Below are 24628 nucleotides of genomic sequence, written 5' to 3'. Positions count from 1 at the left end.
ATCAGCAGGGTGTGGCGCAGCCTTTGCGGGCGTACCACCACCAGGTCACGACGATGCAGCTCAGGTAGAAACCGACAAACATGTAGAAGGCCATCGCCGGGCTGCCGGTGGCGGCCATGGACGTGCCGAAGGACTTGGGAATGAAGAACGCACCGAAGGCGCCCATGGCCGAGCTGAAGCCCAGCACGGCGGCGGATTCCTTGCCGGCATCCTTGATCGCCTGCTCGCGCTCGGCGGCGGATTTACCGGCACTGGCCTTCTCGTGCTGGGTGCGGAAGATCACCGGGATCATGCGGAAGGTGGAGCCGTTGCCGACGCCGGTGGTGATGAACAGCAGCATGAACATGCCGAGGAAACCGTAGAAGCTGCCGCCCTGCCCGTTCTGCGGCAAAAAGTGCAGCACGCCGAACACCATCACGATCATCAGCACGAAGTTCCACAAGGTCACCCGTGCGCCGCCCAGCTTGTCCGCCAGCCAGCCGCCGAGTGGGCGTACCAGGGCGCCGACCAGCGGGCCGAGGAAGGCGAATTTCAGCGCCACCACGTCGGGGAACGAGGTCTTGATCAGCAGCGGGAACGCCGCCGAAAAACCGATGAATGAGCCGAAAGTCGCCAGGTACAACCAGCACATCAGCCAGTTGTGCTTGCGCTTGAAGATCACCGCCTGCTCGCTGAACGAAGCGCGGGCGCTGGACAGGTCATTCATGCCGAACCAGGCCGCCACGGTGACGGTGAGGATAAACGGCACCCAGATGAAACCGGCGTTCTGCAGCCAGAGTTGACTGCCATCCGCCAAGGTCTGCGGTTGGCCGCCCACCAGGCCGAACACGCCGAACGTGATCACCAGCGGCACGCAGAACTGCATCACCGATACCCCCAGGTTGCCGAGGCCGGCGTTCAGGCCCAGGGCCGTGCCTTGCTGCGACTTGGGGTAGAAGAAGCTGATGTTGGACATGCTCGAGGCAAAGTTGCCGCCGCCGAAACCGCACAGCAGCGCGATCAGTACAAACACGCTGTAGGGGGTGTTGGGGTCTTGCACCGCAAAGCCCATCCACAGCGACGGCAGCAGCAGCGACGCGGTGCTCAGGGCGGTCCAGCGGCGGCCGCCGAAGATCGGCACCATGAACGAGTAGAACACCCGCAAGGTGGCACCGGACAGGCCCGGCAACGCCGCCAGCCAGAACAACTGGTCGGTGCTGAAGGTAAAGCCGATGGCGTTCAGGCGCACGATCACCGTGCTCCACACCATCCACACGGCGAAGGCCAGCAACAGCGCAGGGATCGAGATCCACAGGTTGCGGGTCGCGGTCTTCTTGCCGCTGGCGCCCCAGAACGCCGGGTCTTCAGGGCGCCAGTCGTGGATCACCGGCCCCGAGCCGGGCTTTTGCGCGATGGACATGTTCATTCTCCTTGGAGAGGTTGGGCGGTTTTGCCCAACAGCGGTTGCTTGCGCATTTCGCTGAAGTACATCCAGGTCAGGGACACCCAGACCACGCCGTACATCAACATGAAGCAGGACGAGCGCACGCCGGTGAGGTCCACCAGGGCGCCAAACAGGATCGGCAGCACAAAGCCGCCCAGGCCACCGGCAAGGCCGACGATGCCGGACACCGCGCCCATGTTCTGTGGGTAGTCATTGGCGATGTACTTGAACACCGAGGCCTTGCCGAACGCGAAGGCGATGCCCATCACGAACAGCAGCACGGTGAACAGGGTGGCGTTGAGGCCGATATGGAAATCCAGGGGACCGTTGACGGTCTGCACCTGCAATTGGGTCTGCGGGTAGCTGAGCAGGAACAGGCAGATCCAGCTCACCCACAGCACCCACCAGGTCACGCTCTGGGCGCCCCAGCGGTCGGACATCCAGCCGCCCACCGCACGCAGCACGCCGCCCGGCAGGGAGAAACACGCGGCCAGCAACGCGGCGCTTTGCAGGCTGAAGCCGTATTCCTGCACGTAGTACTTGGTCATCCACAGTGCCAGGGCCACATAGCCGCCGAACACAATCGAGTAGTACTGGCAGTAGCGCCACACGGCCGGGTCTTTCAGGCACAGCAACTGCTGGCGCAGGGTGGCGCCGCCGGCACTGCGGTGCGCCTTGTTCTCGCTGGTGAGGAACCAGAACAGCAGCGCGGTGATAAACAGGATCGCGCCGAACACCTTGGGCACCAGGTGCCAGGTGCCGAGGGCGATCAGCGCCGGGGCCAGGAACTTGGTGACGGCGGCGCCCGCGTTGCCGGCGCCGAACACGCCCATGGCAAAGCCCTGGTTGTCTTTATCGAACCACTTGGCCACGTAGGCGATGCCCACCGAAAACGAACCGCCGGCCAGGCCGACGAACAGGCCCAGCACCAGGAACTGCCAATAGGCAGTGGCGTAGGTGATCAGGTACAGCGGCAGCACACAGGCGAGCATCAACAGGAAGAACACGATGCGCCCGCCGAAGCGGTCAGTCAGCAGGCCCAGGGGCAGGCGTACCAGGGAGCCGGTCAACACCGGCGTGGCGGCCAGCAGGCCGAACTGGGTTTCGTTGAGTTGCAGCAGCTCTTTGATGGGTACGCCCAGCACGGCGAACATCATCCACACCATAAAGCAGACGGTGAAGGCCAGGGTGCTCATGCCCAGCACCAGGCCTTGTCTCATACGGGGTTGAGTCACGGTATGCGCTCCAGAAAGTGATTCCATGGGCGCAGGTTAGGGGCGACACCCCCGTGGAACTTGACCCAGGTCAACGTCCGCCTGGGGGGTATGGGGCTATGCTGGCCCCACATACCTCTAAGGAGGTAGTCCTAACAACAAGAGAAAGTCTTTATTTATCAATGGATTGATCTCTTGTGCCGGCGTTTTCCCGTGGGAGGGTTTGCCGGCAACTCTTTAGAGGTAGTGCGCCAGGGATTGCGGTCTTTCAGCCCTTTTCCCTTTGCAGGTGCCGCCATGCAGGCTCTCAACCCCCTTCGATCACGCCGCCATGTTTAATTGGCTGCGCAGCTCCCTGCCCGCTCGCGCCGGGCTGGCGGTGATCCTGATCGCCATCCTCGCCCTCGCCAGTTCCTTGAGCGCCGGCTTGATCGCCTGGTTCAGCCAGGGCGATGCCGCCGCCATCAACACCGCCGGCTCGGTGCGCATGGAGACCTACCACCTGAGCTGGAAACTGGCGGCCGGCGCGCCTGCCGACGAGATCGACGCCATCACCCACAGCCTGCAAGGGCGCCTCGACAGCCAGTCGCTCAAGGCGGTGCTTGAAGACGGCCCGCGCAGCGCCCTGCTGCAGAGCTACCAACAGATCCAGCAGCGCTGGGACACCGATCTGCGCCCGGCGCTGGCACGCGGCGACGCGGTGCTGTTCCAGGCCAGCGCACCGGGGTTCGTCGAGCAATTGAACCAATTCGTCAGCCTCCTGCAACAACACAGCGAACAGAAACAGGGCTGGCAGCAAAGCATCCAGGGCCTGGCTCTGTTCAGTACGCTGATCATCCTGCTGATCGGCCTGTATGAATTGCAGTACGGCGTGGTCAACCCCCTGGAAGAGCTGGTGCACGCGACCCGGCGCTTTCGTGACGGCGACTTCAAGACTCGGGTCAACCACCGCTCCGAAGACGAGTTGGGGCAATTGGCCCTGAGCTTCAACACCATGGCCGAAACCATTGAACACTCCCACCGGACCCTGGAGAGCCAGGTGCGGCAGAAAACCCTCAACCTGCAACAAGCCAACGCCGCCCTCGAACTGCTCTACCAGAGCAGCCGCAGCCTGGCCACGCGCCTGGCGAACGCCGAGGGCCTGGATGAACTGATCCGGCGCTTCCAGAAACGCCTGCCGGGGCTGCGCCTGTCGCTGTGCCTGCAAGGGCACTTCCTGGCGCCGGCCCAGCAGATGCTCTCCCTGAATGGGGGGGATAGCCGCAACGTCTGCGCCATCGGTGATTGCGCAACGTGCCAAAAACAGAAAGTGGCACTCCCCCAGGTATTCAGCATCAGCAACCAGGGCTCGGAACTGGGCGAACTCAAGGCGCACTTCCTCGACGGCCATGCGCCCCAGGACTGGGAGAAACAGTTGATCCAGGCCCTGGCCAACCTGATCGGCACCTCGCTGTCGCTCAAGCGCCAGCGCGAACAGGACCACCGCCTGCTGCTGCTCGACGAACGCACCATCATCGCCCGGGAACTGCACGATTCCCTGGCCCAGGCGCTGTCCTACATGAAGCTGCAGGTCAGCCGCATGCAAACCCTGATCCGCCGTGGCGAACCGGTGGAAACCCTGGCCACCGTCACCGCCGAACTGCGCGACGGGCTGAACAACGCCTACCGCCAACTGCGCGAATTGCTCACCACCTTCCGCCTGCAAATCCACGATGCCGGGCTGGTGCAGGAGCTACAGGACACCGCCGAAGAGTTCTCGCGGCGTGGCGAGTTCCAGGTGCATCTGCATGTGGACGCTCTAGCCTTCCAGCTGTCGGCCAGCGAACAGATCCACTTGTTGCAGGTCACCCGCGAGGCCCTGTCCAATTGCCTGCGCCATGCCCATGCGCAAAACGCCTGGCTGCAACTGCGCCAGGAAGGCGAGACCGTGAGCCTGAGCATCGAGGACGACGGCCGGGGCTTCTGCGGTGAGGTCGACACCCGCGAACACCACGGCCTGACCATCATGGACGAGCGCGCCCGCAGCCTGCATGGCCGCCTCGACATCAGCCCCCGCGAGCCCCAGGGCACCCGCGTGCAATTGCGTTTCCAACCGGAATTTCTCGGCCACTCCCTACAAGGCACCGCCTCATGAACACCCTCACCCGCCACCGTATCCTGCTGGTCGACGATCACCCGATGATGCGCCACGGCATGCGCCAGATGCTTGAACTGGAAGACGACCTGCAAGTGGTCGGCGAAGCCGGCAACGGCCAGGAAGCCCTGGACCAGATCGACGGGCTGCAACCGGACCTGGTCCTGCTGGACAACAACATGCCGCACATGAACGGCCTGGAAACCCTGCGCCGCCTGCGGGCCATGAACTATGCCGGCAAGGTGCTGCTGTTTACCGTGTCCGACGCCGAGGACGACATACGCGATGCGCTACGCCTGGATGCCAATGGCTATCTGCTCAAGGACATGGAGCCGGAGTTGTTGATCCAGTACATCCGTGATGCGTTGCATGGCGCGTTGGTCATCAGCCCCGGCCTGACCCGCGTCCTGGCCCAGGCCCTGCGCTCGCCGCAGCCCCATGCAGCGGTGGAATTGACCGAGCGCGAACGCCAGGTGCTGAGGACGATTGCCAGTGGGCACAGCAACAAGGTGATCGGGCACAAATTGGGGATTACCGAGGGCACGGTGAAGGTGCATGTGAAGAATCTGCTGCATAAGCTGGGGTTGCGGTCGCGGGTCGAGGCGGCGGTCTGGGCGATGGAGCATTTGCGGCAGGCGGGGTGAGGCTGTTTGAGGCTGAACGCGCGGCAGATAGGGCTGTTGTGGTGAGCGGGCTTGGCCCGCGCTGGGCTGCGCAGCAGCCCCAGTCCAGAAGAATGCGGTGTATCAGACACTCTGTAGACACTGGTTTTGGGGCTGCTACGCAGCCCAGCGCGGGACAAGCCCGCTCACCACAAAAAGCCCGCCCACCACAGGGAGATTTGTCTGGGGCTGAAAAGTTGTGTGGATACCCTTGCTCATCGGGGGCAAGCCCCCCACATTGTTTACACAAACCCCGCAAGAGGTACCCCCACAGAGGCATATCAACCCCGCCCCAAGCCTTCTACGCTAGCCCATTGCGGAGGCCCAACCATGCTCACCCATCCCCACATCGTGCTCACCCTGCGTCGCCATCACCTGTTCAGCCAGCTCCCGGAAAAAACCTTCCAGGACGTCTGCACGCTGGCCAATCTCAAGCACCTGCCCGGCCATGCGCCGTTGATGCACCAGGGTGACGCGGCCGAGCGTTTCTTCCTGCTGGTCAGCGGCCAGATCAAGCTGCATCGGGTTACGGGCGAAGGCCAGGAACACCTGGTGGAAATCATCCAGCCCGGCCAGACCTTTGCCGAAGCCCTGCTGTTCACCCAGGCCAAGGCCTATCCGGTGAGCGCCACCGCGCTCAAGGACAGCGTGCTGGTCAGCATCGAAGGCCAGCACTACCGCCGGGCCCTGGAGGACCAGCCGAAAATCTGCCTGGCGATCCTCGCCAGCATGAGCATCCACCTGCATCAGCGCCTCAAGGACATCGACACCCTGACCTTGGCCAACGCCAGCCGTCGGGTGATCAACTTCCTGTTCCAGGAGCGCGATGCGCTGAGTGGCGAGGTGGTGCTGCAAGTGCCCAAGCGCCTGGTGGCGTCGAAGCTGGGGATCCAGCCGGAGACCTTTTCAAGGATCCTGCACCGGCTGGTGGAAGGCGGGTTGATCGAGGTGCAGCGGCGCACCATTCGAATCCTCTGCGAAGAACAGTTGATGGGCTATCAGGCCGGCTGATCAGTGCCCGCTATGAACCGCTGACGCCCGCCCCGCCCGCTCCAGATTCCGCCACAACCAGGGCGGCAACACATCCGGGTCCAAACTGTCGATCAGATTCTTCAACCCCAGCCCCAATTCCGTATCCCCCTCGATCACCAACCGGCGGCGAAAGAACAACGTATCCGGATCTTCCTGGCGGCTGGCCAGCAACAGAAACTCCCGCCAATTACCACTGATGCTGACCTGCGCCTCAGCCTTTTGCGCAATCCGCAACCCATCCCGCCCCAGGGTCAGGTACCAGCACAACCCCAGGTCAGGAATACGCAAACACAGCCAACGCCCGCGCAGCAGGTCAAACCCGCCGTCGCGCAGGGGTTCGGCCAGACAGCGGTTGAGGGCTTGCTGCAAGACCAGGCGCTGTACGCCAAATGGCACACGGCGGATCAATGGCAACAACCGGTCGGCCCCCTTGAGCAGCCATGGTTTACGACTCAGCACAGGCCCACCTCCTCAACCCGCAACATACCCGCCTGGCCGTGCCAGTAGCCGTTGCAGCCTTCGACATACAGCGGCGGCGTAGCGCCCTGGCGTACCTGGTCGTAGGCACGTACCACCTCGACCATGCCCTCGGCCCGTGGGCTCAGGCGCAACAGGTCGGCGCCGCTGGACACCAGGCCGGGGTAATCGGCCAGCAGGTTGGTAACGTCGGCGGACATGGTCTGGATGCCGTTCAAGGTGAACAGCGCCTGCCCTTCCTGGCTGGTCAGGGGCATGCCGTCGGGGTAGTTGATGCAGCAGAACTGGCAATCGTCCTTGGGGCGGTTTTCCGCGCGGGCGGTGAAGCAACGCGCCGAGTAGGCCAGGGGCAAATGGCCGTAGGCGAAGATTTCCACCTCGGGCAGTGGCCGGCCCAATTCGCGCACCTGCTCCAGCACGTCGGCGATCAGGCCCTGGGAGCATTCCACCGGCGGCACCCAACGTTGCATGCCGGCGTCGAGCAGTTGCACCAAGGCGTGACCGTTGTAGAGGTTGAGCGCCGGGCCGCCGACAAAGGGCAATTTGCGCTCGATCAGCATCTGTACCGCGCCCATGTCGTTGGCCTCCACCAGCCACTCGCCGTTGTCGCACAGGCGGCGCAGGCTCGACAGTTCGGAGGCGGCTTCGATCAAGGTCAGGCTCGACAACACGATCTGCGCCGAGCTGCAGGTTTGCAGCTCCCGGCCCAGGCCTAACCAACGGTCCAGGGAAAACGCGCGGCGCTTGGCACACACGGTTTCGCCCAGGTAAATCACGTCCAGGGGCAAGCCGGCCATGTCCGAGTAGAAGCGCCCCAGGTGTTCCTTATCCCAATAAAACAGCACCGGTCCCAGGCTGAGTTTCATCTGTGTCTCCTCACTGCCATGCACGATGGTAGGCGCCGAGTGTGGTCTGGCTGCCTTCGGATAACCCGGCCAGCACCTGGCGCCATTGGTCCTTGACCACAAAGCTGGTCGGTGCACTGCGGTGGGCGTCGAGCGCGGCGCGCCAGACCCGGGTGACTTGTTCCACATACGCCGGGCTGCGTTGCCGGCCTTCGATCTTGACCGCTTCGACGCCGATGGCGCTGAGCTCCGGCAGCAGGTCGAGGGTGTCGAGGCTGGTGGGTTCTTCGAGGGCATGGAAGCGTTTGCCGTCGACCAGGAAGCGGCCCTTGCACAGGGTCGGGTAGCCGGCGGGTTCGTCGGCGGTGTAGCGGTCGATCAGCACGTCGCTCAGGCGCGCACTCAAGCCCTCGGCATCTTCGCTCCAGCGCACCGCCTTGGCCGGCGAGCACACGCCGCACAGGTTCGGCGACTCCCCGGTGATATAGGACGACAGGTGGCAACGCCCCTCGGCCATGATGCACAGGCTGCCAAAACCAAACACTTCGATGGGCACCGGGCTGCTCGCCGCCACCTGTTTGACCTGGGCCAGGGACAGCACACGGGGCAACACCGCGCGGCGAATCCCATAGCGTTCGGCATAGAACTTCAGCGCCGCCGCGTGGGTGGCCGAGCCCTGTACCGAGAGGTGCAAGGCCATGTGCGGATGCTGGCGGCTGGCGTAGTCGAGCACACCGGGGTCGGCGGCGATCAGGGCGTCCACGCCGTGGTCCGCCGCGCGGTCGACGGCGCGTTGCCAGCGTGCCCAGATCTTCGGTTGCGGGTAGGTGTTGACCGCCACGTACAGCTTGCGCTGGTGCTGGCGAATAAAGGCGACGGCACCGTCGAACTGTTTGTCGTCCATGTTCAACCCGGCAAAGTGCCGGGCATTGGTGTCATCGCGAAAACCGACATACACCGCATCGGCGCCTTGGCGCACCGCGGCTTTAAGCGCAGGCAGGTTGCCTGCCGGGCAGACCAGTTGCATGGGGGCTCCTCAGAGAAATTCAGCGAAAGACACAAACGGCACCGGTTCATCCTTGAGCACCTGGTGCTCACGCTCGACGATCACCAGGCCATCGGCCCAACAGGCGGCGGTGAGCATCGCCGAGCTTTGCTGGGGGTGCAGCACGGCGCGCAATTGCCCGTCCTCGCCGGGGCTCAGGCGTGCACGCAGGTACTGGCGGCGCTTGTTGGGCTTGAGCCATTCGAATGCGGCCGGCACCTGGATCGGCACCGGCAACACCCGCTCCACTCCTTGGGCGCGCAGCAGGAACGGACGCACCACCACCAGCGCGGTGATCAGCGCCGCCGACGGGTTACCGGGCAGGCCCAGCCACGGCTTGCCCGCCACGTCGCCAAATGCAAGGGGTTTGCCGGGCTGGATCGCCAGGCGCCAGAAGTCCACGCGGCCGAGCGCTTCGATGGCCTGCTTGAGATGGTCCTCCTCCCCCACCGACACCCCCGCCGAGGTCAGCAACAGGTCGCACTCGGACGAGGCCAGGGCCAGCGCATCGCGGCTGGCGGCCAACTCGTCGGCCATCACGCCGTAGTCGTGCACGTCCACGCCCCAGCCACGCAACAACGCGGCCAGGGCATAGCGGTTGCTGTTGTAGATCTGCCCCGGCACCAGCGCTTCGCCCGGGTCACGCAGCTCGTTGCCGCTGCTGAGCAGGCACACCCGCAACGGGCGATAGACTTTCAACCGAGGAATGCCGGCCGAGGCCAGCAAGCCGATGTCCTGGGCACGCAGGCGCTTGCCGACGGCGATCAGGGTCTGCCCGCGCTGCAGCTCTTCACCCTGCTTGCGCACGTGCTCGCCGAGACGTACCGGCGGGCACCAGATACGCTGGCCGTACAGGCGACAACGCTCCTGGGGCACCACCGTGTCGGCGCCGGGCGGTAGCGGCGCACCGGTAAAGATGCGCACGGCCTGCCCGGCCTGCACCCTCACCTTGCTGTGCTGCCCCGCCGCAATGCGCCCGGCGAGCATCAGGTAGCCGCCTTCGGCCGGTACGTCCTCGGCGCGCAGGGCGTAGCCGTCCATGGCGCTGTTGTCGAAACCGGGCAAATCCAGGGGCGAGAACAGCTCTTCGGCGACCACCCGCCCCAGCGCCTGCTCGAGGCCAATCACCTGGGTGCTCGGCGGCGGCGGCGCCTGGGCCAGCAGCGCGGCGATGGCCTCGTCCACCGGCATCAGGTGGCCGCTGTCACACACCGAGACACTCATGAACGCGACTCGCAGGCTTGCAGGATTTGCTCAGGCTGAGGCTTGAGGTGCGGCACGAAGTTGCACGGGCCGGTGCGGCTGTCCAACTGTTCCGCCAGGATCCTGTCCCAGCCGGTGCGGCATGCGCCAGGCGAGCCCGGCATGCAGCACACCAGCACGCCGTTGCTGATGCCGGCCAGGGCGCGGGACTGCAAGGTGGAAGTGCCGATTTCGGCCAAGGACACCTGGCGGAACAGCTCACCGAAGCCTTCGACATGTTTGTCCAGCAACGGCAGCACCGCCTGGGGCGTGTTGTCGCGGGCGGTGAAACCGGTACCGCCAGTCATCAGCACCACTTGCACCTCGGGGTCGGCGATCCACAGGGACACCTGCGCACGAATCTGGTAGATGTCGTCGATCACCAGGCCACGGTCGATAAGCACATGCCCGGCACTTTCGAGGCGGTCCACCAGGGTCTGGCCGGAGGTGTCGGTGTCGAGGGTACGGGTGTCACTGATGGTCAGCACGGCGATGTTCAGGGGCACGAACGTGCGTTGTTTCAAATGGGCCATGATCAAGGCTCCAGGCGTGAAGAAAGTTGCCGTCAGCCTGCGCCGCAACGGGCGCAGGGCCTATTCCTCCAAGGAGGTATCTCGTTCAGGGGGCCAGGCGCGTGCGCTGCCAAATGCCCCTGTGCAGGCGGTAGTCGAGACGGTCATGCAGACGGTCGGGCCGGCCCTGCCAGAACTCGATGCGCTGCGGTTGCAGGCGGTAGCCGCCCCAATGCTCGGGCCGTGGCGGTTGCTGCCCGGCGAAACGCTCGGTGACGTCACGCAGGCGGCTTTCCAACTCGCTGCGATGGCCAAGGGGCTGGCTTTGCGGCGAGGCCCAGGCGCCCAACTGACTGGCGGCCGGTCGCGCATCGAAATAATCGTCCGACAGCTGCGCATCCGCTCGAACCACCGGGCCTTCGATACGCACCTGACGCTCCAGCCCCGGCCAGAAAAACGTCATGGCCGCATGGGGATTGCTCGCCAGCTCCTGGCCCTTGGCACTCTGGTAGTGGCCGAAAAAGAAAAAACCCTCGGCGCTGAAACCCTTGAGCAGCAGGATGCGACAGTGGGCATGCCCATCATGATCGACCGTAGCCAAGGCCATGCTATTGGCCTCCGCCGGCGGCACCTCGGTTTTACGCGCCTGATCCAGCCACTGGCCGAACAGCACCAAGGGATCGTCCTGCACCAAGTCATCACGCAGGCCATAAAGGGTGTAGTTGCGGCGCAATTGCGCAAGAGACAGGGGCATGGCGCAGTCCTCCAGAAAGTTCGCCACAGTGTGGGAACTACCACGAAGTTATCCCTTGACCGCGATCAACATTCGCCCGTGGCATGACGCCGCATGTGATTGCTTGAGGTGTGGGGGGCTACACAACGGATCGCGTTGCTGTTGCTGTTGCTCTGGCTGTTGCTCTGGCTCTGCTTTTGATCTTGATCTCAGGCGCCCCGTCAAACACGCTGGCCGAACGCAGGCTTGAATCCGTGGGTAACCCGGCAGGACGCCGGGTTAGCCGTCCTGGGCCAGGGATGGCCCATGACGGCGGCCCACGGATTCAAGCCGGAGTGAGGGCACACCGAGCCTAGGCGAGGTGCCGAGTGTTGGGGCGAGGACCTTTTGCTTACTTTTGGGTCCCTCCAAAAGTGAGCCGCTGTAAGAGCGGAACCATAGGTGGCCGTTACCGTAGCAACGGATATGTACTCGGCCTGATCCAACATCCTGGTCGGCTGTCAGGCCGCCATCGGGGGCAAGTCGAATCGTCGCACCGCCCCTCCCACATTTGATCTCCATACAGTCAGGTAGATACTAGTCTGCTCTGGATCTCACTCCATTACCGCAGCAACACCCGCGCGACCACATCCGCCTGGAGAACGACGTGTTGTTTACCAGGGCGCTCAGTCCGCCTGCCTGATCAACGCAACATCAGCTTGGCCACGATCACGATCACGACCATATGCCCCAGGATGCTGCGACGAATCCACGTCGCACGCCGGGGGCTCAAGCGCTGGTGACTCAGCAGGTACGCCAGCCACAGGTAATGGCCGATGATGCTCAGGGCCAGCAGGATTTTCAGGCTCAGCAGCGCGGCGAAGTGGCTGGCCCAGGGCACCGCCAACAGCCCGCGATAGTGCCAGGCCAGGCCGATGCCCGCGCCGTACAGCAACACCACCACGCCGTGCAGTACCTGGCGCGAACGCCGTGCAATGGCATGGTCGGAGGTGAACTGCGCCGACCAGGCCAGCTCCTCGCGGGCGCTGTGCCAGATCACCACTTCGAAAAACAGCGTGCCGATAAACGCAATCGCCGCCAGCAGATGCACGATCAACAAGGTGGAATAGAGCATGACGTCCTCCTAGCCCGGATGCCCATCGACCCGTGCCTGCCACAGCATCGGGCCATACCGCCACAAGTACAGGCCGAGCCCGAGGGTCCAGCACACACCCGCCAGCCACAACGCGGCCATCGGCAACAGCAGGACCAGCGCCACCCGGCACACACACGCCAGGTTCAGCAGCCCAAAGGCCAGGGTCATGCCGGCCGGCGGCTGCAACGGGCGGCCGGTGTGGCCCAGGCTGACGCGGGCGATCATGGCCAGGATCAGCCCGGCCATGGCGCCGATGGTCAATGCATGCACGGCCAGGCTGGGATTGAGCGGCGCACCGCAGTGCCACAGCGCCATGCCCAGGCAGGCCACGGCCAGCCAGGCATATGCCAGGTGCAATGACCACAGCAACGGCACGCGCCACAGGCCGCGATCATGCCAACGGACCAGGCGCACCAGGTGCCCCAGCCCGAGGGCGGCGAACAGCAGGCCGATCCACAGGTTGGCGCGCAACGCGGGCCCTGCGGCATACAGCACCGCGATCAGCAGCGAGCCGCCAAGCAACATAAGGTCCAGCCACGCCCAGGGCTTGACCGCCTCGACCCGGCCCAAACCGCGCTGGGTGAAAAACGGAATCACCCGCCCGCCGATCAAACCCATCATCGCCGCCACCAGCCACAGGCCGGTCAGCACCGCCTGGCGTTGCAGGCCTGGGTCATTGCGCAGCAAGCCATACAGCGACAGCGCATCAGCCACGGTCAGCAGCGCCAGCACCAGCACAATCGGGTAATTACGCGTCTGTCTTACCTGCCAGAGGGTCCAGCCCATCACTGCGGCGACAGCCAGGGGAAAGGTCAGCTCCAGCACCGCCAGCAGCGGCCAGTGCAGGTTGAACAACCAGCCCAGGCGCGCCGCCAGCCACACGCCGGCAAGCAGCGCCAGGGCATTGCCGCTGATGCCTGGGCGGCCGGTCCAGGTCTGCACTGCCGTGAGCAGGAACCCGGCGATGATCGCCACGCCAAAGCCGAACAGCAGCTCATGGCGATGCCAGGCCAGCCAGCCGCCGGCGGGTTGCCAGGTGCCGAGGTGCCCGCCCAGGGCCAGCAGCCAGAGGGGAATTGCCAGCGCCGCCAACACACAGGCGCCGAGAAAGAATGGCCGGAAGGCCAGGCGAAACAACGGGGTAATCGACATGGCCTTGCGCCGATCGAGCACTTGCATGACACGGTCTCCCTTCAGGACTGCGGCAATCTTGCGCCGATACCTGCGTGTTGCCCTTGTCGTAGATCAAGTCGCAAACCCACTTCAACGCTTACGCTTGCGCTCACTGTAGGAGCGAGCTTGCTCGCGAAGAACGTTAACGATGACGCGGGCATCCTGATTAAACGCGGTGTCTGTGGGTTTTTCGCGAGCAAGCTCGCTCCTACAACACCTTTAGCATGCTTTGGAGCCATGATGAAAAACGCCTATGTCCCCCTCGCCTGGTTTGTGATCCTCGGCTCCATGCTGGCCGCCGCCAGCGGGCTTTCGCTGGTGCTGGTGTGAACGCCCCGCTGCTGTTCAAGGAACCGGGCATGGTGCTGCATCGCGTGCACCACCAGATCCTGCGCAGCCATCACCTGTTCGAACCGCTGAACGACGAAGAACTCGACGAGCTGATGGGCAACAGCCAGTTGCTGAGCATCGACAAAGGCGAGCCGCTGTTCCGCCAGGGCGAATCGGCCGAGGCGTTTTACTTTGTGATCGCCGGTGCGGTGAAGGTCTACCGTTTGACTCCCGACGGCCAGGAGAAAGTCTTCGAAGTAATCGGCGAGCGCCAGACCTTCGCCGAGGCCATGATGCTGATGGACACCCCCAACTACGTGGCCTGCGCCGAAGCGGTGTGCCCCACCCAGTTGTACCGTTTGTCCAACGCCACCTACATGCGCCTGCTGCACAGCAACAGCCGCCTGACCTTCGCCCTGCTCGGCAAGCTGTGCGTGCGCCTGCACCAGCGGGTCAACGAGATCGAGACCCTGTCGCTGAAAAACGCCACCCACCGCGTGGTGCGCTACCTGCTGACCCAACTGATGCGCCTGCACAGCACCGGCGCCACCTTCGAACTGCCGATGGCCAAGCAGTTGATTGCCGGGCATCTGTCGATCCAGCCGGAGACCTTTTCGCGGATTATCCGGCGCCTGATCGATGAAAAGATCATCACCCAGGACGGACGTCAGATCGCCATTCTGGACCGGCTGCGCCTGGAGCAATTCGAGTGAAAACCTGCCTGTATTGCCAGCAGCGCAATGCCGACGTGCGCGAGGCATGCGCCGGCTGCGGAACGTCCCTGCCCGCCGCGGATGCCAGCCTGCAAGCGCGGCGGCTACGGCGTTTCCAGTGGTTCTGCCTGGGCCTGACGCTGTTTTGCATCGCGATGTTCTTCTGGTTGCCCCGCGACCTCTACTGACCCTCGGTCAGTTGCCGGTACAGCTGGGGCAAGCGCAGCGGCAACTGCTCCGGCTGGCGGATCAGGGTGTAGCCATGGGCACCGAACATATAGGGCAAATAGTCCCCGGCCTGTCTGTCGATGGTGATGCAGAACGGAATCAGGCCCTGGCGCCGCGCCTCGACCACTGCCTGGCGGGTGTCTTCGACCCCGTAGCGGCCCTCATACAGGTCCAGGTCATTGGGTTTGCCATCGGTCAGTAGCAATAACAACTTGCGCCGCTGTTTGCACGCGCCCAGCAACTGGGTGGCCTGGCGAATCGCGGCGCCCATGCGCGTGTAGTACCCCGGTTTGAGGGCCTGGATACAGCCGCGCGTGCGGTCGTCATAGGCGTGCTCGAAGGCCTTGAGCTGGTGCAGGCGTACCTGATGGCGGCGCAGGGACGAGAAGCCATACAACGCAAACGCATCCCCCAGCCCGTCCAGGCTTTCGCCGAACAGCAACAGGCTGTCGCGGATCACGTCGATGACCTTTTGCTCGTCGTTCAAATGCGCGTCGGTGGACATCGACAGGTCCGCCAGCAGCAGGCATGCCAGGTCGCGTCGGGTGTGACGTTGCTCCTGGTACAAGCCGCGTTCGGTGCTGGCGCCGTGTTGGCGTTGCGCCTGGAAATCCACCCAGGCTTGCAGGTCCAGCTCCGCGCCCTGGGGTTGCCGGCGCAGCCATTGGCGGTCGGTGCGCAGCTGCTGGAATTGACGGCGCAGGCGCTGGGCCGGGCCGAGTAGTCGGGCCGGTAACGGTTGCGGTGCATCGGCACGTGGCTGCATCAGCTGCAGATTGACGAAACCGGGTCGAAGGCATTGTTGGCGGTAGTCCCACTCGGGCAGCTTGATGCCCTCGCCGAGGGGGATGTCATCCACATCGGCGGGCGGCAGGTCGAGGTGCAGCGTCAAGCCGCCACTCTTGCGCACGCGCTGGCGCGACAGGCTCAACTGGTCGAGGTCTTCGGCGACGCGGGCGGCGTCCGGGTCCTCACTGTCGTCGGTCCAGCGATCGAGGTCGACGTGCTCGGTCCAGCTGAACAGGTTTTCCAGGCGCACCACCAGCAGGCCGCCATCACGGCTGTGATCATCCACACGGCCGGCACGTTTGGGCGCGCCCTGCTGCTCCCCGGACGGGGTGGCGAGGTCGTCGCCGTCGTCTTCAAGATCGAGGGCCTGGGGCGTGTCCAGGTGCAACGGCGGGTACAGCCATAAGGGCAACGGCCAGGCGGCGCGTTCGCTGCGGGGCAGATGGCGCACGCTGCCGGGCTCGCGCAGGGCCTTGCGCAAGGCTTTTTCCAGGGCGGCTTCAGCGGGGCTCAGGCTGGCCGGGTCGGGGCGCAGCGTGATATGGGCGTCCACCAGGCGCTGGTAGCTGGGCAGCAGCGCCGGGTAGCGTTGCAGCAGCAGCCAGGTCCAGCGCTGGTTGTCCCGGGCCCAATGGGTCATGGGGCCTGCATGGGCGGCCAACAGCGCCAGCCAGCGGTACAACTCCCGGTTCAAGGCGACGGTGGGGTACACCGCCAGGCTCGACGGCAGGCGTAGACGGTTGCCATCGCAGGAGGCCAGGGGTGCATGCTTGCAGGTGCCGGCGATGCGCATCAACAGGTTGCGGCGCAGCAGCAGGTCGCGTTCGCTGGCGGCTTCGAGGGCGATCCCGCTGGCACCGCCCAGGGCGCGAAACAATACGGCGAGGCTGCGCTGGCGGTCGACCAGATCGACCCGCGCGTGCGGAAAATCGACACTGGCGCGGCGGGTGATAAAGCGGTGCCAGGCACTGCCGACCCATTCTTCCAGCTCAAGGGTGAAGGCCATGGGAGGGGCTCCAACTAGTGGGGATTCGACGGGTACACTGCGGTGCAAATGTGGGAGGGGCTTGCTGTGGTGAGTGGGGCTTAGATCCCAGTGGGCTGCTGCGCAGCCCAGCGCGGGGCAAGCCCGCTCACCACAGCAAGCCCACTCACCACAGCAAGCCCGTTCACCACAGCAGGCCCGTTTGCCACAGCGAGTCCCCTGCCACATTTGGACAGCGTTACTTCAATGGACGATCGGTACCGGTGCTCCAGCCATCCGGGCGCGTTGCCGGAAGCTGCACAGGTAGCAGGCCAGCCCGAGCAGGAACACCAGCCCACTGACCAACCGCGCCCAGAACAGTCCCTGCAAATGCTCCACCGTGGCCATGAACGGCAAGGCCACCCCGTCCACCTGCCAGCGTTGCAGCCAGACCTGCACGGCCCCGGCAGCGGTGAGGAACAGCGTGATCATCACCATCGACAGCACCATCATCCAGAAGCCCCAGATCTCGAGGGTTTGCGAACGCGCGTCCGGCGCTTCACCGATACCGCGCAGGCGGGGCATGGCGTAGCTGATCAGTGTCATTACGATCATTGCGTAGGCACCGAAGAACGCCAGGTGCCCGTGGGCGGCGGTGAGTTGGGTGCCGTGGGTGTAGAAGTTGACCGGTGCCAGGGTGTGCAGGAAACCCCACACGCCCGCGCCGAAGAACGCCGTGACCGTGGTGCCCTTGGCCCACAACGTGGCCGCGCGGTTGGGGTGCTGGCGCCGACGTTGCTTCACCATGGTGAAGGCGAACATTACCATCGCCAGGAACGGCAGCGGCTCCAGGGCCGAGAAGATCGAACCGACCCACAACCACACCTCGGGCGCGCCGATCCAGAAGAAGTGGTGACCGGTGCCGATGATCCCGGTGATCAAGGCCATGGCGATGATCACGTACAGCCATTTCTCCACCACTTCACGGTCGACGCCGGTGACCTTGATCAGCACGAAGGCCAGCATCGAGCCCATGATCAGCTCCCACACGCCTTCGACCCACAGGTGCACCACCCACCACCAGTAGAACTTGTCCCGCGCCAGGTTGCCGGGGTTGTAGAAGGAGAACAGGAAGAACACCGCGAGGCCGATCAGCCCGGTCATCATCACCATGCTGACGGTGGTCTTGCGGCCCTTGAGCAAGGTCATGCCGATGTTGTACAGAAAGCCCAGGCATACCACGACGATGCCCATTTTGGTGATGGTCGGTTGCTCCAGGAACTCACGCCCCATGGTCGGCAGCAGCTCGTTGTGGGTCAGCCTGGCCAGCGCCGCATAGGGCACCAGCAGGTAGCCGAGGATGGTCAACACCCCGGCGGCGGCGAACACCCAGAACAGGACGATCGCCAGTTTCGGGCTGTGCAGCTCGCGTTCGGCCTCCTCGGGCACCAGGTAGTAGGCCGCGCCCATAAAGCCGAACAGCAGCCAGACGATCAGCAGGTTGGTGTGGACCATCCGCGCCACGTTGAAGGGGATCAACGGGAACAGAAAGTCGCCGATCACGTATTGCAGGCCCATGATCAAACCGAACAGCACCTGACCGAGAAACAGGATCAGGGCGAACACAAAGTACGGTTTGGCCACGGCCTGGGATTGGAATTTCAAGTATGGATTGGCACTGCGCATGGCTCAGCCCTCCTTGTTCGGTGGCCAGTTATTGGTATTGATCTTCGAGCTCCATTTGAGGAACTCGGCCATATCGTCCACCTCCTGGTCACTGAGATTGAATTGCGGCATGGCCCGTCGCCCCGGTACACCCAGGGGCTGCATCTTCATCCAGGCATGCAGGAACGGCTTGAACCCTTCTTCGCCGCCCCGGCGCTTGAACACATTGCCCAGCTCCGGCGCGAAATAAGCGCCCTCGCCCAGCAAGGTGTGGCAGCCGACGCAGTTGTTGCGCTCCCAGACGCCCTTGCCGCGCACGACGGATTCGCTGAGTTGGTCGACGTTGCTGCGGGCGGGAAAGGTTTGTTCGGTGTGGTAGGTCAGGGCCAGGAAAATCAGGAAGAAGAACACGCTTCCTCCGAAGTAGATATTCCTGGCCATGCCCTTGGTGAAGGTCTCTGACATGGTCGCTTCCTCATTGCTTGGCCAGGGAATGATAGGGAGGTGGGGGGTGGAAACTGCTTGATGGCGATCAAGAATTGTTGATGGTTTTGGTGGGGTATTTTTTTGGGGGGTTGGGTTGGGTACATATCCGTTATTTAGGTAACGGCGGCCTATGGTTCCGCTCTTACAGCGGGTCACTTTGGAAAAGCCCCAAAGTAACCAAAGGGCTCTTGCCCCAACACTCGGCACCTCGCCTAGGCTCGGTGTGCCCAGGATCAAGATCAAAAGCCAGAGCAAAAGCAGAGCAAAAGCAGGCTGAGGCCTACCTGCTGGATGGAGATCCAAATGTGGGAGGGGGCTTGCCCCCGATTGCAGTGGGTCAGTACCAAATCCACCAACTGACACTCCCTCATCGGGGGCAAGCCCCCTCCCACATTTACCGAGTACACCAGACCCAACTCCGGTCGGCTCTAAGGCCGCCGCGCTTTGGCTTTTGATCTCAAATCGCCCCGTCAAACACGCTGGCCGAATGCAGGCTTTGGAGCGTGGGCCGCTGTAAGAGCGGAACCCTAAGCCGCCGTTACCGAAAAAACGGATATGTACTCAGCCCAACCAACGCGATCAACACCACCCCCCACCCCACCATCACAAACCGCCACAACCACGGCCCACGCCGCAATTCCATAAACCCATCCACAATCACCCACCCCTTGACCACCGCCAGCAACAACACCCCCCACCACAACCCGGAGGCCCCCGTCAGTACAGTGCCAACGCTCAGCACCACCAACATCAGCCAACACAGGATCAGCGTCCGGGAATCCGTCATACCCACCTCAGCGAATCACATAGACCAGCGGAAACAACACCACCCACACCAGATCCACCATGTGCCAATACAGCACCCCCGACTCCAGCCCGCCGACTGACAGCCCGCCGCACCAGCAGGCCAGCGCCAGCCACCCGAGAATCACCATCCCCAGCAGCACATGCAGGAAATGAAACCCCGTGAGTATCCAGTACAAGGTAAAAAACGTGCTGTGCTCCAGGCCCAGTCCGGCAGCGCCCAGGTGGGCGTACTCGCCAAGCTTGATCGCCACATACACCAGCGCCACCAACAACGCCGCGACGAACAAACCGGCGCCGCGTCGCCAGCGCTGCAATCGCACCTGCTGCACCGCCAACGCGGCCAACAAGCCTGCGGTGAGCAGGCTCAAGGTCATCGCCAACCCCGTCGAGGTATCCAGCTGTGCGCGCCCGGCGGCAAACAGCTCGGGCTTGAGCGCCTGGGTCACGGCAAACGTGAGGATCAGAATCGCGAACACCGACAGCTCGGCGAGGATAAAAAACCACATCGCCAGGTCGCCTGGCAGCCGGCGCGGTTCAGGCAAAGTGCACATCCACCACGTCCATCAGCGCGGCGACGGTCTGCGGGTCGTCGCTCAGCGGTTCGGCCAGGCACGCCAGGCAGGCTTCGCGTGGGCTCATGCCGGCGCCGATCAGGCGGGCGGTGAAGATCAGCAGCCGGGTGGAGGCCACCTCCTCCAGGTCATGCTGGTCAAGCCGACGCAGCGCCTGGCCCAGGCGCACGACCTGGGCGGCCAGCGCCACATCCACACCGGCCTCGCGGGCGACGATGCGTTCCTCGTCGGCCACCGGCGGGTAACCAAACCGCATCGCCACGAAGCGCTGGCGGGTGCTGGGTTTCATGCCCTTGAGCAGGTTCTGGTAGCCGGGGTTGTACGACACCACCAGCATGAACGACGACGGTGCCTTGAGCACTTCGCCGGTGCGTTCCAGGAACAGTTCGCGGCGTTCATCGGCAATCGGGTGCAGCACCACGGCGGTGTCCTGGCGTGCTTCCACCACTTCGTCGAGGTAGCAGATCCCGCCTTCGCGCACGGCGCGGGTCAGTGGGCCGTCCTGCCACCAGGTGCCGTCGGTACCGATCAGGTGGCGGCCGAGCAGGTCGGCGGCGCTGAGGTCGTCGTGGCAGGCCACGGTGTACAGCGGCAGGTTCAAGCGGTGCGCCATGTGCTGCACGAAGCGCGTCTTGCCACAGCCGGTGGGGCCTTTGATCAGCACCGGTAGGTGGTGGCGCCAGGCGTGTTCGAACAGCTGCTGTTCGTTGTCCTGTGGTTGGTAGAAGGGCTCGGTCATGACGCGTACTCGCAACGGGTTCGACCCCCACGCTAAGGGCCCCTGCGACAACCTGGCAAGCACGTACAACGGCAAACTTGATCGCCGTCAAGCGAGCCTTGCGCCACTGCAACATAGTCTTGCCTGGCACTAAGAACCTGCGCTCTACCCCGCCTTCGCCGGGCATCGCAAAGGTCTTGCCTGAGGAGATATGGAATGCTGACTCGCAACAGAAAACCCTGGGTCCTGAGTCTTACCAGCCTGAGCTGCGCCCTGGCCCTCGCATTGCCCATCAACGCCCATGGCGACACGCCAACCGGGATAGTGAAAAGCCCCGGCGCGCCGGATATGAGCCAGGCGGAGTTCGACGCCTCCAAGCAGATTTACTTCGAACGCTGCGCCGGCTGCCACGGTGTTTTGCGCAAAGGCGCCACCGGCAAGCCGCTGACACCGGACATCACCCAGGCCCGTGGCCAGGCTTATCTGGAAGCGCTGATCACCTACGGTTCCCCGGCCGGCATGCCCAACTGGGGCACGTCCAATGCGCTGACCAAGGCGCAGATCACCAGCATGGCCACCTTCATCCAGCACACCGCGCCCACTCCGCCGGAATGGGGCATGGCCGAAACCCTCAAGACCTGGAAAGTGCTGGTCAAGCCCGAAGACCGGCCGAAAAAACAACTGAACACCCTCAACCTGCAAAACCTGTTCTCGGTCACCCTGCGCGACGACGGCAAGATCGCCCTGGTGGACGGCGACACCAAGCAGATCATCAGGCTGATCGACACCGGTTACGCCGTGCATATCTCGCGTATCTCCGCGTCTGGCCGCTACCTGCTGGTGATCGGCCGCGATGCCAAGATCGACATGATCGACCTGTGGCCCCTGGAGCCGACCAAAGTCGCCGAGATCAAGGTGGGCATCGAGGCCCGCTCGGTGGAGACGTCGAAGTTCAAGGGCTATGAAGACAAGTACGCGATTGCCGGTTCCTACTGGCCGCCGCAGTTCACCCTCATGGATGGCGAAACCCTGGAGCCCAGGCAGATCGTGTCCACCCGGGGCATGACCGTCGATAAGCAGGAATACCACCCCGAACCCCGCGTGGCGGCAATCATCGCCTCCCACGAGTGGCCGGAGTTCATCGTCAATATCAAGGAAACCGGCAAGGTGATGCTGGTCAATTACCAGGACATCAAGAACCTCACCATCACCACCATCGACGCCGCGCCGTTCCTGCATGACGGCGGCTGGGACAGCACCCACCGCTACTTCATGACCGCCGCGAACAACGCCAACAAGGTCGCGGTGATCGACTCCAGGGAGCGCAAGCTCACCGCGTTGGTAGAGGTCGGCAAGACCCCGCACCCCGGCCGTGGCGCCAACTTCATTCACCCAAAATATGGACCGGTATGGGCCACCAGCCACTTGGGCGACGGCGGTATTTCGGTGATCGGCACCGACCCGGTCAAGCACCCGCAATACGCCTGGAAGCAGGTGGAATCCCTCAAGGGCCAGGGCGGCGGTTCGCTGTTTATCAAGACCCACCCCAACTCCCATCACCTGTATGTCGACACCACCCTCAACCCCGACGCCAAGCTCAGCCAGTCGGTGGCGGTGTTCGACATCAACCAGTTGGACAAGGGCTACACCGTGCTGCCGATTGCCGAGTATTCGGGCATCAAGCAAGGCGCGCTGCGGGTGGTGCAACCGGAATACAACAAGGCCGGTGACGAGGTGTGGTTCTCGGTGTGGAACGGCCAGACCGAAGAGTCGGCGCTGGTGGTGATCGATGACAAGACCTTGAAGCTCAAGCAGGTGATCCGCGACAAGCGCCTGATCACGCCGACCGGAAAATTCAACGTCTACAACACCCAACACGACATTTATTGAGCCCCATCAACACGAGGTCACCGAATGAAAAATATTCTCCTCGCACTGCTCGCTTCCGCCGCTGCGCTCAGCCTGCAACCGGTGTTGGCACAAGACGGCCCGGGGTTGTTCAACAGCAAACCCTGTGTGGGCTGCCACACGATTGACAGCAAACTGGTGGGGCCGGCCTTGAAGGACGTCGCCGCCAAGAATGCCGGTGTGAAAGACGCAGCCACGACCCTGGCCAGCCACATCAAGAACGGCACCCAGGGCAACTGGGGACCGGTGCCGATGCCGCCGAACCAGGTCACCGATGATGAAGCCAAGGTGTTGGCCGATTGGGTCCTGACCTTGAAATAAGCACAAGGAGCACGCCATGCAAGCATCGATGATCGGTACGGCCATGGCGCTGCTCCTGCTGATTCCCGCGCGGGCAGCGGCCACCCCGGACGCTGCCCGCCTTGAACACCTGTTGACCCAGGATTGCGGGGCCTGCCATGGCCTGCACCTCACCGGCGGCCTGGGCCCACCCCTCACACCGCAAGCCCTGGCCCACCACAGCCGCGACAGCCTGATCGCAACCGTGACCTACGGCCGCCCCGCCCGCGCCATGCCCGGTTGGGGCCCGCTGCTCAGTGCCGGCGATATTGCCTGGCTGGTCGACCGCCTATTGCAAGGAAGCCCCCCACCATGATGCGCCCTACCCTGTTATCCCTGTGCCTGTTGCTGGGTGCCTGTGCCCAACCCGCGTTGCGCGGCAGCGGCGACCTGGGCCTGGTGATCGAACGCGCCAGTGGCAGCGTGCAGATTATCGAGAGCACCGGCATGACCGAACTGGCCCGTATCGAGGGGCTGGGCGACCTGTCCCACGCCTCGGCGGTGTTTTCCCGCGACCAGCGCTATGCCTACGTGTTTGCCCGCGATGGCGGGCTGACCAAGATCGACCTGCTGCGCCAACGCATCGAGCGGCGCATCGTCCAGGGCGGCAACAGCATCGGCGGCGCCATCAGCCAGGATGGGCGCCTGATCGCCGTGTCCAATTACGTGCCGGGCGGGGTCAAGGTGTTCGATGCAGAAGACCTGACCCTCATCGCCGACATCCCCGCGACGGAAATGGCCGATGGCAAGCGCTCGCGGGTGGTCGGCCTGGTGGATGCGTCCGGGCAGCGCTTCGTGTTCAGCCTGTTCGACACCGGCGAGATCTGGAGCGCCGACTTCAGCCACGGCAACCCGCCGCGCATCACCCGCTTCAAGGACGTCGGCGAGCAACCCTATGACGCGCTGATCACCGCCGACGGCCGCTACTACATGGCCGGGCTGTTCGGTGAAGACGGCATGGCCCAGCTCGACCTGTGGCACCCGGAGCGCGGCGTGGTGCGCGTGCTCAAGGACTACGGGCGCGGCCAGGCCAAGCTGCCGGTGTACAAGATGCCCCACCTGGAGGGCTGGGCCGTCGCCGATGTCCAGGCGTTCGTGCCGGCGGTGGGGCGCCATCAGGTGCTGGTGATGGACGCGCGCACCTGGCAGCAGACGGCGGCGATCCCGGTGGCCGGGCAGCCGATCTTTGTCACTGCGCGCCCCGACGGTCGCCAGCTGTGGGTCAACTTCGCCTACCCGGACAACGACCGGGTGCAGGTACTCGACACCGAAACCCACCAGGTGGTCGCCGACCTGCGCCCAGGCCCCGGTGTGCTGCACATGGAGTTCACCGGGCGTGGCGAGCAACTGTGGCTGTCGGTGCGCGATGGCGAACAGTTGCAAGTGTGGGACCCGTACCGCCTGACCCTGCTGAAAAGCCTGCCGGCCCAGAGTCCCAGCGGGATTTTCTTCAGCCTGCGCGCGCAAAAAATGGGGTATTGA

Annotated in this window: 26 protein-coding genes; 10 read left to right on the top strand and 16 right to left on the bottom strand. The window is 64.0% G+C overall.

What is annotated here, in order from left to right:
• Window position 1: 1 nt before the first annotated feature.
• Both AC07OP_RS27655 and AC07OP_RS27650 read right to left on the bottom strand, forming a co-directional pair.
• Window positions 2–1399: a NarK family nitrate/nitrite MFS transporter gene (locus AC07OP_RS27655; protein WP_092357306.1), complete on the bottom strand. Its 1398-nt coding sequence runs from the start codon at window positions 1397–1399 to the stop codon at window positions 2–4.
• 2 nt (window positions 1400–1401) lie between these two features.
• Window positions 1402–2658, bottom strand: coding sequence for an MFS transporter (locus AC07OP_RS27650; protein ID WP_141155276.1), 1257 nt, complete (start codon window positions 2656–2658; stop codon window positions 1402–1404).
• A gap of 310 nt (window positions 2659–2968) precedes the next feature.
• Here AC07OP_RS27650 and AC07OP_RS27645 point away from each other — a divergent pair, with 310 nt between their 5' ends.
• The 3 genes from AC07OP_RS27645 to AC07OP_RS27635 all read left to right on the top strand — a co-directional run bounded on the left by AC07OP_RS27645 (window position 2969) and on the right by AC07OP_RS27635 (window position 6444).
• On the top strand, window positions 2969–4771 hold the full coding sequence (locus tag AC07OP_RS27645; RefSeq protein WP_495103128.1) for a HAMP domain-containing protein: 1803 nt from the start codon (window positions 2969–2971) through the stop codon (window positions 4769–4771).
• The gene (narL, locus tag AC07OP_RS27640) at window positions 4768–5415 is read left to right on the top strand and encodes a two-component system response regulator NarL (RefSeq protein WP_027607179.1); all 648 of its coding nucleotides are present in this window, start codon (window positions 4768–4770) and stop codon (window positions 5413–5415) included. Before AC07OP_RS27645 ends, narL begins: the two co-directional genes overlap by 4 nt.
• Window positions 5416–5763: 348 nt before the next feature.
• Window positions 5764–6444 (top strand): Crp/Fnr family transcriptional regulator, encoded by a 681-nt coding sequence (locus tag AC07OP_RS27635; RefSeq protein WP_253490898.1) that lies wholly within the window; start codon window positions 5764–5766, stop codon window positions 6442–6444.
• On the opposite strand, the gene ubiT is transcribed toward AC07OP_RS27635, so the two are convergent.
• The 8 genes from ubiT to AC07OP_RS27595 all read right to left on the bottom strand — a co-directional run bounded on the left by ubiT (window position 6445) and on the right by AC07OP_RS27595 (window position 13633).
• Window positions 6445–6924 (bottom strand): ubiquinone anaerobic biosynthesis accessory factor UbiT, encoded by a 480-nt coding sequence (ubiT, locus tag AC07OP_RS27630; RefSeq protein ID WP_027607181.1) that lies wholly within the window; start codon window positions 6922–6924, stop codon window positions 6445–6447. It lies immediately after the preceding gene.
• Entirely contained in the window at window positions 6918–7808 is an 891-nt protein-coding gene (locus AC07OP_RS27625; RefSeq protein ID WP_092357316.1) for a U32 family peptidase, read from the bottom strand. Before AC07OP_RS27625 ends, ubiT begins: the two co-directional genes overlap by 7 nt.
• A 10-nt stretch (window positions 7809–7818) precedes the next feature.
• Window positions 7819–8814, bottom strand: coding sequence for a ubiquinone anaerobic biosynthesis protein UbiU (gene ubiU / locus AC07OP_RS27620; RefSeq protein WP_495103129.1), 996 nt, complete (start codon window positions 8812–8814; stop codon window positions 7819–7821).
• Between the two features lie 9 nt (window positions 8815–8823).
• Window positions 8824–10056 carry a molybdopterin molybdotransferase MoeA gene (locus AC07OP_RS27615; RefSeq protein ID WP_146478379.1) on the bottom strand — a complete coding sequence of 411 codons (1233 nt, stop codon included), beginning with the start codon at window positions 10054–10056 and terminating at the stop codon, window positions 8824–8826.
• Window positions 10053–10607: a molybdenum cofactor biosynthesis protein B gene (gene moaB / locus AC07OP_RS27610; RefSeq protein WP_027607185.1), complete on the bottom strand. Its 555-nt coding sequence runs from the start codon at window positions 10605–10607 to the stop codon at window positions 10053–10055. Before moaB ends, AC07OP_RS27615 begins: the two co-directional genes overlap by 4 nt.
• Window positions 10608–10692: 85 nt before the next feature.
• On the bottom strand, window positions 10693–11340 hold the full coding sequence (pdxH, locus tag AC07OP_RS27605; RefSeq protein WP_115489180.1) for a pyridoxamine 5'-phosphate oxidase: 648 nt from the start codon (window positions 11338–11340) through the stop codon (window positions 10693–10695).
• Between the two features lie 661 nt (window positions 11341–12001).
• Complete coding sequence (locus AC07OP_RS27600) at window positions 12002–12433, bottom strand: membrane protein (RefSeq protein ID WP_027607187.1); 432 nt, start codon at window positions 12431–12433, stop codon at window positions 12002–12004.
• A 9-nt stretch (window positions 12434–12442) separates the two neighbouring features.
• On the bottom strand, window positions 12443–13633 hold the full coding sequence (locus tag AC07OP_RS27595) for an NnrS family protein (RefSeq protein ID WP_495102851.1): 1191 nt from the start codon (window positions 13631–13633) through the stop codon (window positions 12443–12445).
• A gap of 120 nt (window positions 13634–13753) precedes the next feature.
• Here AC07OP_RS27595 and AC07OP_RS27590 point away from each other — a divergent pair, with 120 nt between their 5' ends.
• From AC07OP_RS27590 to AC07OP_RS27580, 3 genes are read left to right on the top strand one after another with little or no spacing between them, the layout of a single operon-like run.
• Window positions 13754–13957: a hypothetical protein gene (locus tag AC07OP_RS27590; RefSeq protein WP_137212229.1), complete on the top strand. Its 204-nt coding sequence runs from the start codon at window positions 13754–13756 to the stop codon at window positions 13955–13957.
• A 29-nt stretch (window positions 13958–13986) separates the two neighbouring features.
• Entirely contained in the window at window positions 13987–14670 is a 684-nt protein-coding gene (locus tag AC07OP_RS27585; RefSeq protein WP_495102899.1) for a Crp/Fnr family transcriptional regulator, read from the top strand.
• Complete coding sequence (locus AC07OP_RS27580) at window positions 14667–14858, top strand: protein DnrP (RefSeq protein ID WP_495102852.1); 192 nt, start codon at window positions 14667–14669, stop codon at window positions 14856–14858. Before AC07OP_RS27585 ends, AC07OP_RS27580 begins: the two co-directional genes overlap by 4 nt.
• Here AC07OP_RS27580 and AC07OP_RS27575 read toward each other — a convergent pair.
• From AC07OP_RS27575 to AC07OP_RS27550, 6 genes are all read right to left on the bottom strand, one after another.
• On the bottom strand, window positions 14852–16693 hold the full coding sequence (locus AC07OP_RS27575; protein WP_495102853.1) for a nitric oxide reductase activation protein NorD: 1842 nt from the start codon (window positions 16691–16693) through the stop codon (window positions 14852–14854). The two genes, AC07OP_RS27580 and AC07OP_RS27575, sit on opposite strands and share 7 nt — an antisense overlap.
• 222 nt (window positions 16694–16915) lie before the next feature.
• Window positions 16916–18337: a cbb3-type cytochrome c oxidase subunit I gene (locus tag AC07OP_RS27570; RefSeq protein ID WP_065941880.1), complete on the bottom strand. Its 1422-nt coding sequence runs from the start codon at window positions 18335–18337 to the stop codon at window positions 16916–16918.
• Window positions 18338–18340: 3 nt separating this feature from the next.
• Window positions 18341–18781, bottom strand: a complete 441-nt coding sequence (locus AC07OP_RS27565; protein WP_074847069.1) for a c-type cytochrome — start codon at window positions 18779–18781, stop codon at window positions 18341–18343.
• Window positions 18782–19340: 559 nt separating this feature from the next.
• Window positions 19341–19589 carry a cytochrome C oxidase subunit IV family protein gene (locus AC07OP_RS27560; protein WP_115488971.1) on the bottom strand — a complete coding sequence of 83 codons (249 nt, stop codon included), beginning with the start codon at window positions 19587–19589 and terminating at the stop codon, window positions 19341–19343.
• 7 nt (window positions 19590–19596) lie between these two features.
• Window positions 19597–20160, bottom strand: a complete 564-nt coding sequence (locus AC07OP_RS27555) for a cytochrome c oxidase subunit 3 (RefSeq protein ID WP_115488970.1) — start codon at window positions 20158–20160, stop codon at window positions 19597–19599.
• Entirely contained in the window at window positions 20144–20920 is a 777-nt protein-coding gene (locus AC07OP_RS27550) for a CbbQ/NirQ/NorQ/GpvN family protein (protein WP_065941877.1), read from the bottom strand. Before AC07OP_RS27550 ends, AC07OP_RS27555 begins: the two co-directional genes overlap by 17 nt.
• A 195-nt stretch (window positions 20921–21115) precedes the next feature.
• Between AC07OP_RS27550 and AC07OP_RS27545 the strand changes: the two genes are divergently transcribed.
• The 4 genes from AC07OP_RS27545 to AC07OP_RS27530 are packed head-to-tail and all read left to right on the top strand — an operon-like array spanning window position 21116 to window position 24628.
• Entirely contained in the window at window positions 21116–22789 is a 1674-nt protein-coding gene (locus tag AC07OP_RS27545) for a cytochrome D1 domain-containing protein (protein WP_495102854.1), read from the top strand.
• Window positions 22790–22813: 24 nt separating this feature from the next.
• Window positions 22814–23128 (top strand): c-type cytochrome, encoded by a 315-nt coding sequence (locus tag AC07OP_RS27540; RefSeq protein WP_495102855.1) that lies wholly within the window; start codon window positions 22814–22816, stop codon window positions 23126–23128.
• Between the two features lie 16 nt (window positions 23129–23144).
• Window positions 23145–23462, top strand: coding sequence for a c-type cytochrome (locus AC07OP_RS27535; protein WP_495102856.1), 318 nt, complete (start codon window positions 23145–23147; stop codon window positions 23460–23462).
• A complete protein-coding gene (locus AC07OP_RS27530) occupies window positions 23459–24628 on the top strand; it encodes a cytochrome D1 domain-containing protein (protein WP_495102857.1) in 1170 nt (389 codons plus the stop codon). Before AC07OP_RS27535 ends, AC07OP_RS27530 begins: the two co-directional genes overlap by 4 nt.

The organism is Pseudomonas sp. GW821-FHT09D08, from assembly GCF_059416305.1.
Note: the sequence above shows the minus strand (reverse complement) of the source record. Positions and strands in the feature narration are given on the sequence as shown.

Coding starts and splice junctions, on each gene's coding strand:
- AC07OP_RS27655 (WP_092357306.1), bottom strand. CDS start 1,399: ATGTCCATCGCGCAAAAGCCCGGCTCGGGGCCGGTGATCCACGACTGG.
- AC07OP_RS27645 (WP_495103128.1), top strand. CDS start 2,969: ATGTTTAATTGGCTGCGCAGCTCCCTGCCCGCTCGCGCCGGGCTGGCG.
- narL (WP_027607179.1), top strand. CDS start 4,768: ATGAACACCCTCACCCGCCACCGTATCCTGCTGGTCGACGATCACCCG.
- AC07OP_RS27635 (WP_253490898.1), top strand. CDS start 5,764: ATGCTCACCCATCCCCACATCGTGCTCACCCTGCGTCGCCATCACCTG.
- AC07OP_RS27625 (WP_092357316.1), bottom strand. CDS start 7,808: ATGAAACTCAGCCTGGGACCGGTGCTGTTTTATTGGGATAAGGAACAC.
- ubiU (WP_495103129.1), bottom strand. CDS start 8,814: ATGCAACTGGTCTGCCCGGCAGGCAACCTGCCTGCGCTTAAAGCCGCG.
- AC07OP_RS27615 (WP_146478379.1), bottom strand. CDS start 10,056: ATGAGTGTCTCGGTGTGTGACAGCGGCCACCTGATGCCGGTGGACGAG.
- moaB (WP_027607185.1), bottom strand. CDS start 10,607: ATGGCCCATTTGAAACAACGCACGTTCGTGCCCCTGAACATCGCCGTG.
- pdxH (WP_115489180.1), bottom strand. CDS start 11,340: ATGCCCCTGTCTCTTGCGCAATTGCGCCGCAACTACACCCTTTATGGC.
- AC07OP_RS27600 (WP_027607187.1), bottom strand. CDS start 12,433: ATGCTCTATTCCACCTTGTTGATCGTGCATCTGCTGGCGGCGATTGCG.
- AC07OP_RS27595 (WP_495102851.1), bottom strand. CDS start 13,633: ATGCAAGTGCTCGATCGGCGCAAGGCCATGTCGATTACCCCGTTGTTT.
- AC07OP_RS27585 (WP_495102899.1), top strand. CDS start 13,987: ATGGTGCTGCATCGCGTGCACCACCAGATCCTGCGCAGCCATCACCTG.
- AC07OP_RS27575 (WP_495102853.1), bottom strand. CDS start 16,693: ATGGCCTTCACCCTTGAGCTGGAAGAATGGGTCGGCAGTGCCTGGCAC.
- AC07OP_RS27570 (WP_065941880.1), bottom strand. CDS start 18,337: ATGCGCAGTGCCAATCCATACTTGAAATTCCAATCCCAGGCCGTGGCC.
- AC07OP_RS27565 (WP_074847069.1), bottom strand. CDS start 18,781: ATGTCAGAGACCTTCACCAAGGGCATGGCCAGGAATATCTACTTCGGA.
- AC07OP_RS27560 (WP_115488971.1), bottom strand. CDS start 19,589: ATGACGGATTCCCGGACGCTGATCCTGTGTTGGCTGATGTTGGTGGTG.
- AC07OP_RS27555 (WP_115488970.1), bottom strand. CDS start 20,160: ATGTGCACTTTGCCTGAACCGCGCCGGCTGCCAGGCGACCTGGCGATG.
- AC07OP_RS27550 (WP_065941877.1), bottom strand. CDS start 20,920: ATGACCGAGCCCTTCTACCAACCACAGGACAACGAACAGCAGCTGTTC.
- AC07OP_RS27545 (WP_495102854.1), top strand. CDS start 21,116: ATGCTGACTCGCAACAGAAAACCCTGGGTCCTGAGTCTTACCAGCCTG.
- AC07OP_RS27540 (WP_495102855.1), top strand. CDS start 22,814: ATGAAAAATATTCTCCTCGCACTGCTCGCTTCCGCCGCTGCGCTCAGC.
- AC07OP_RS27535 (WP_495102856.1), top strand. CDS start 23,145: ATGCAAGCATCGATGATCGGTACGGCCATGGCGCTGCTCCTGCTGATT.
- AC07OP_RS27530 (WP_495102857.1), top strand. CDS start 23,459: ATGATGCGCCCTACCCTGTTATCCCTGTGCCTGTTGCTGGGTGCCTGT.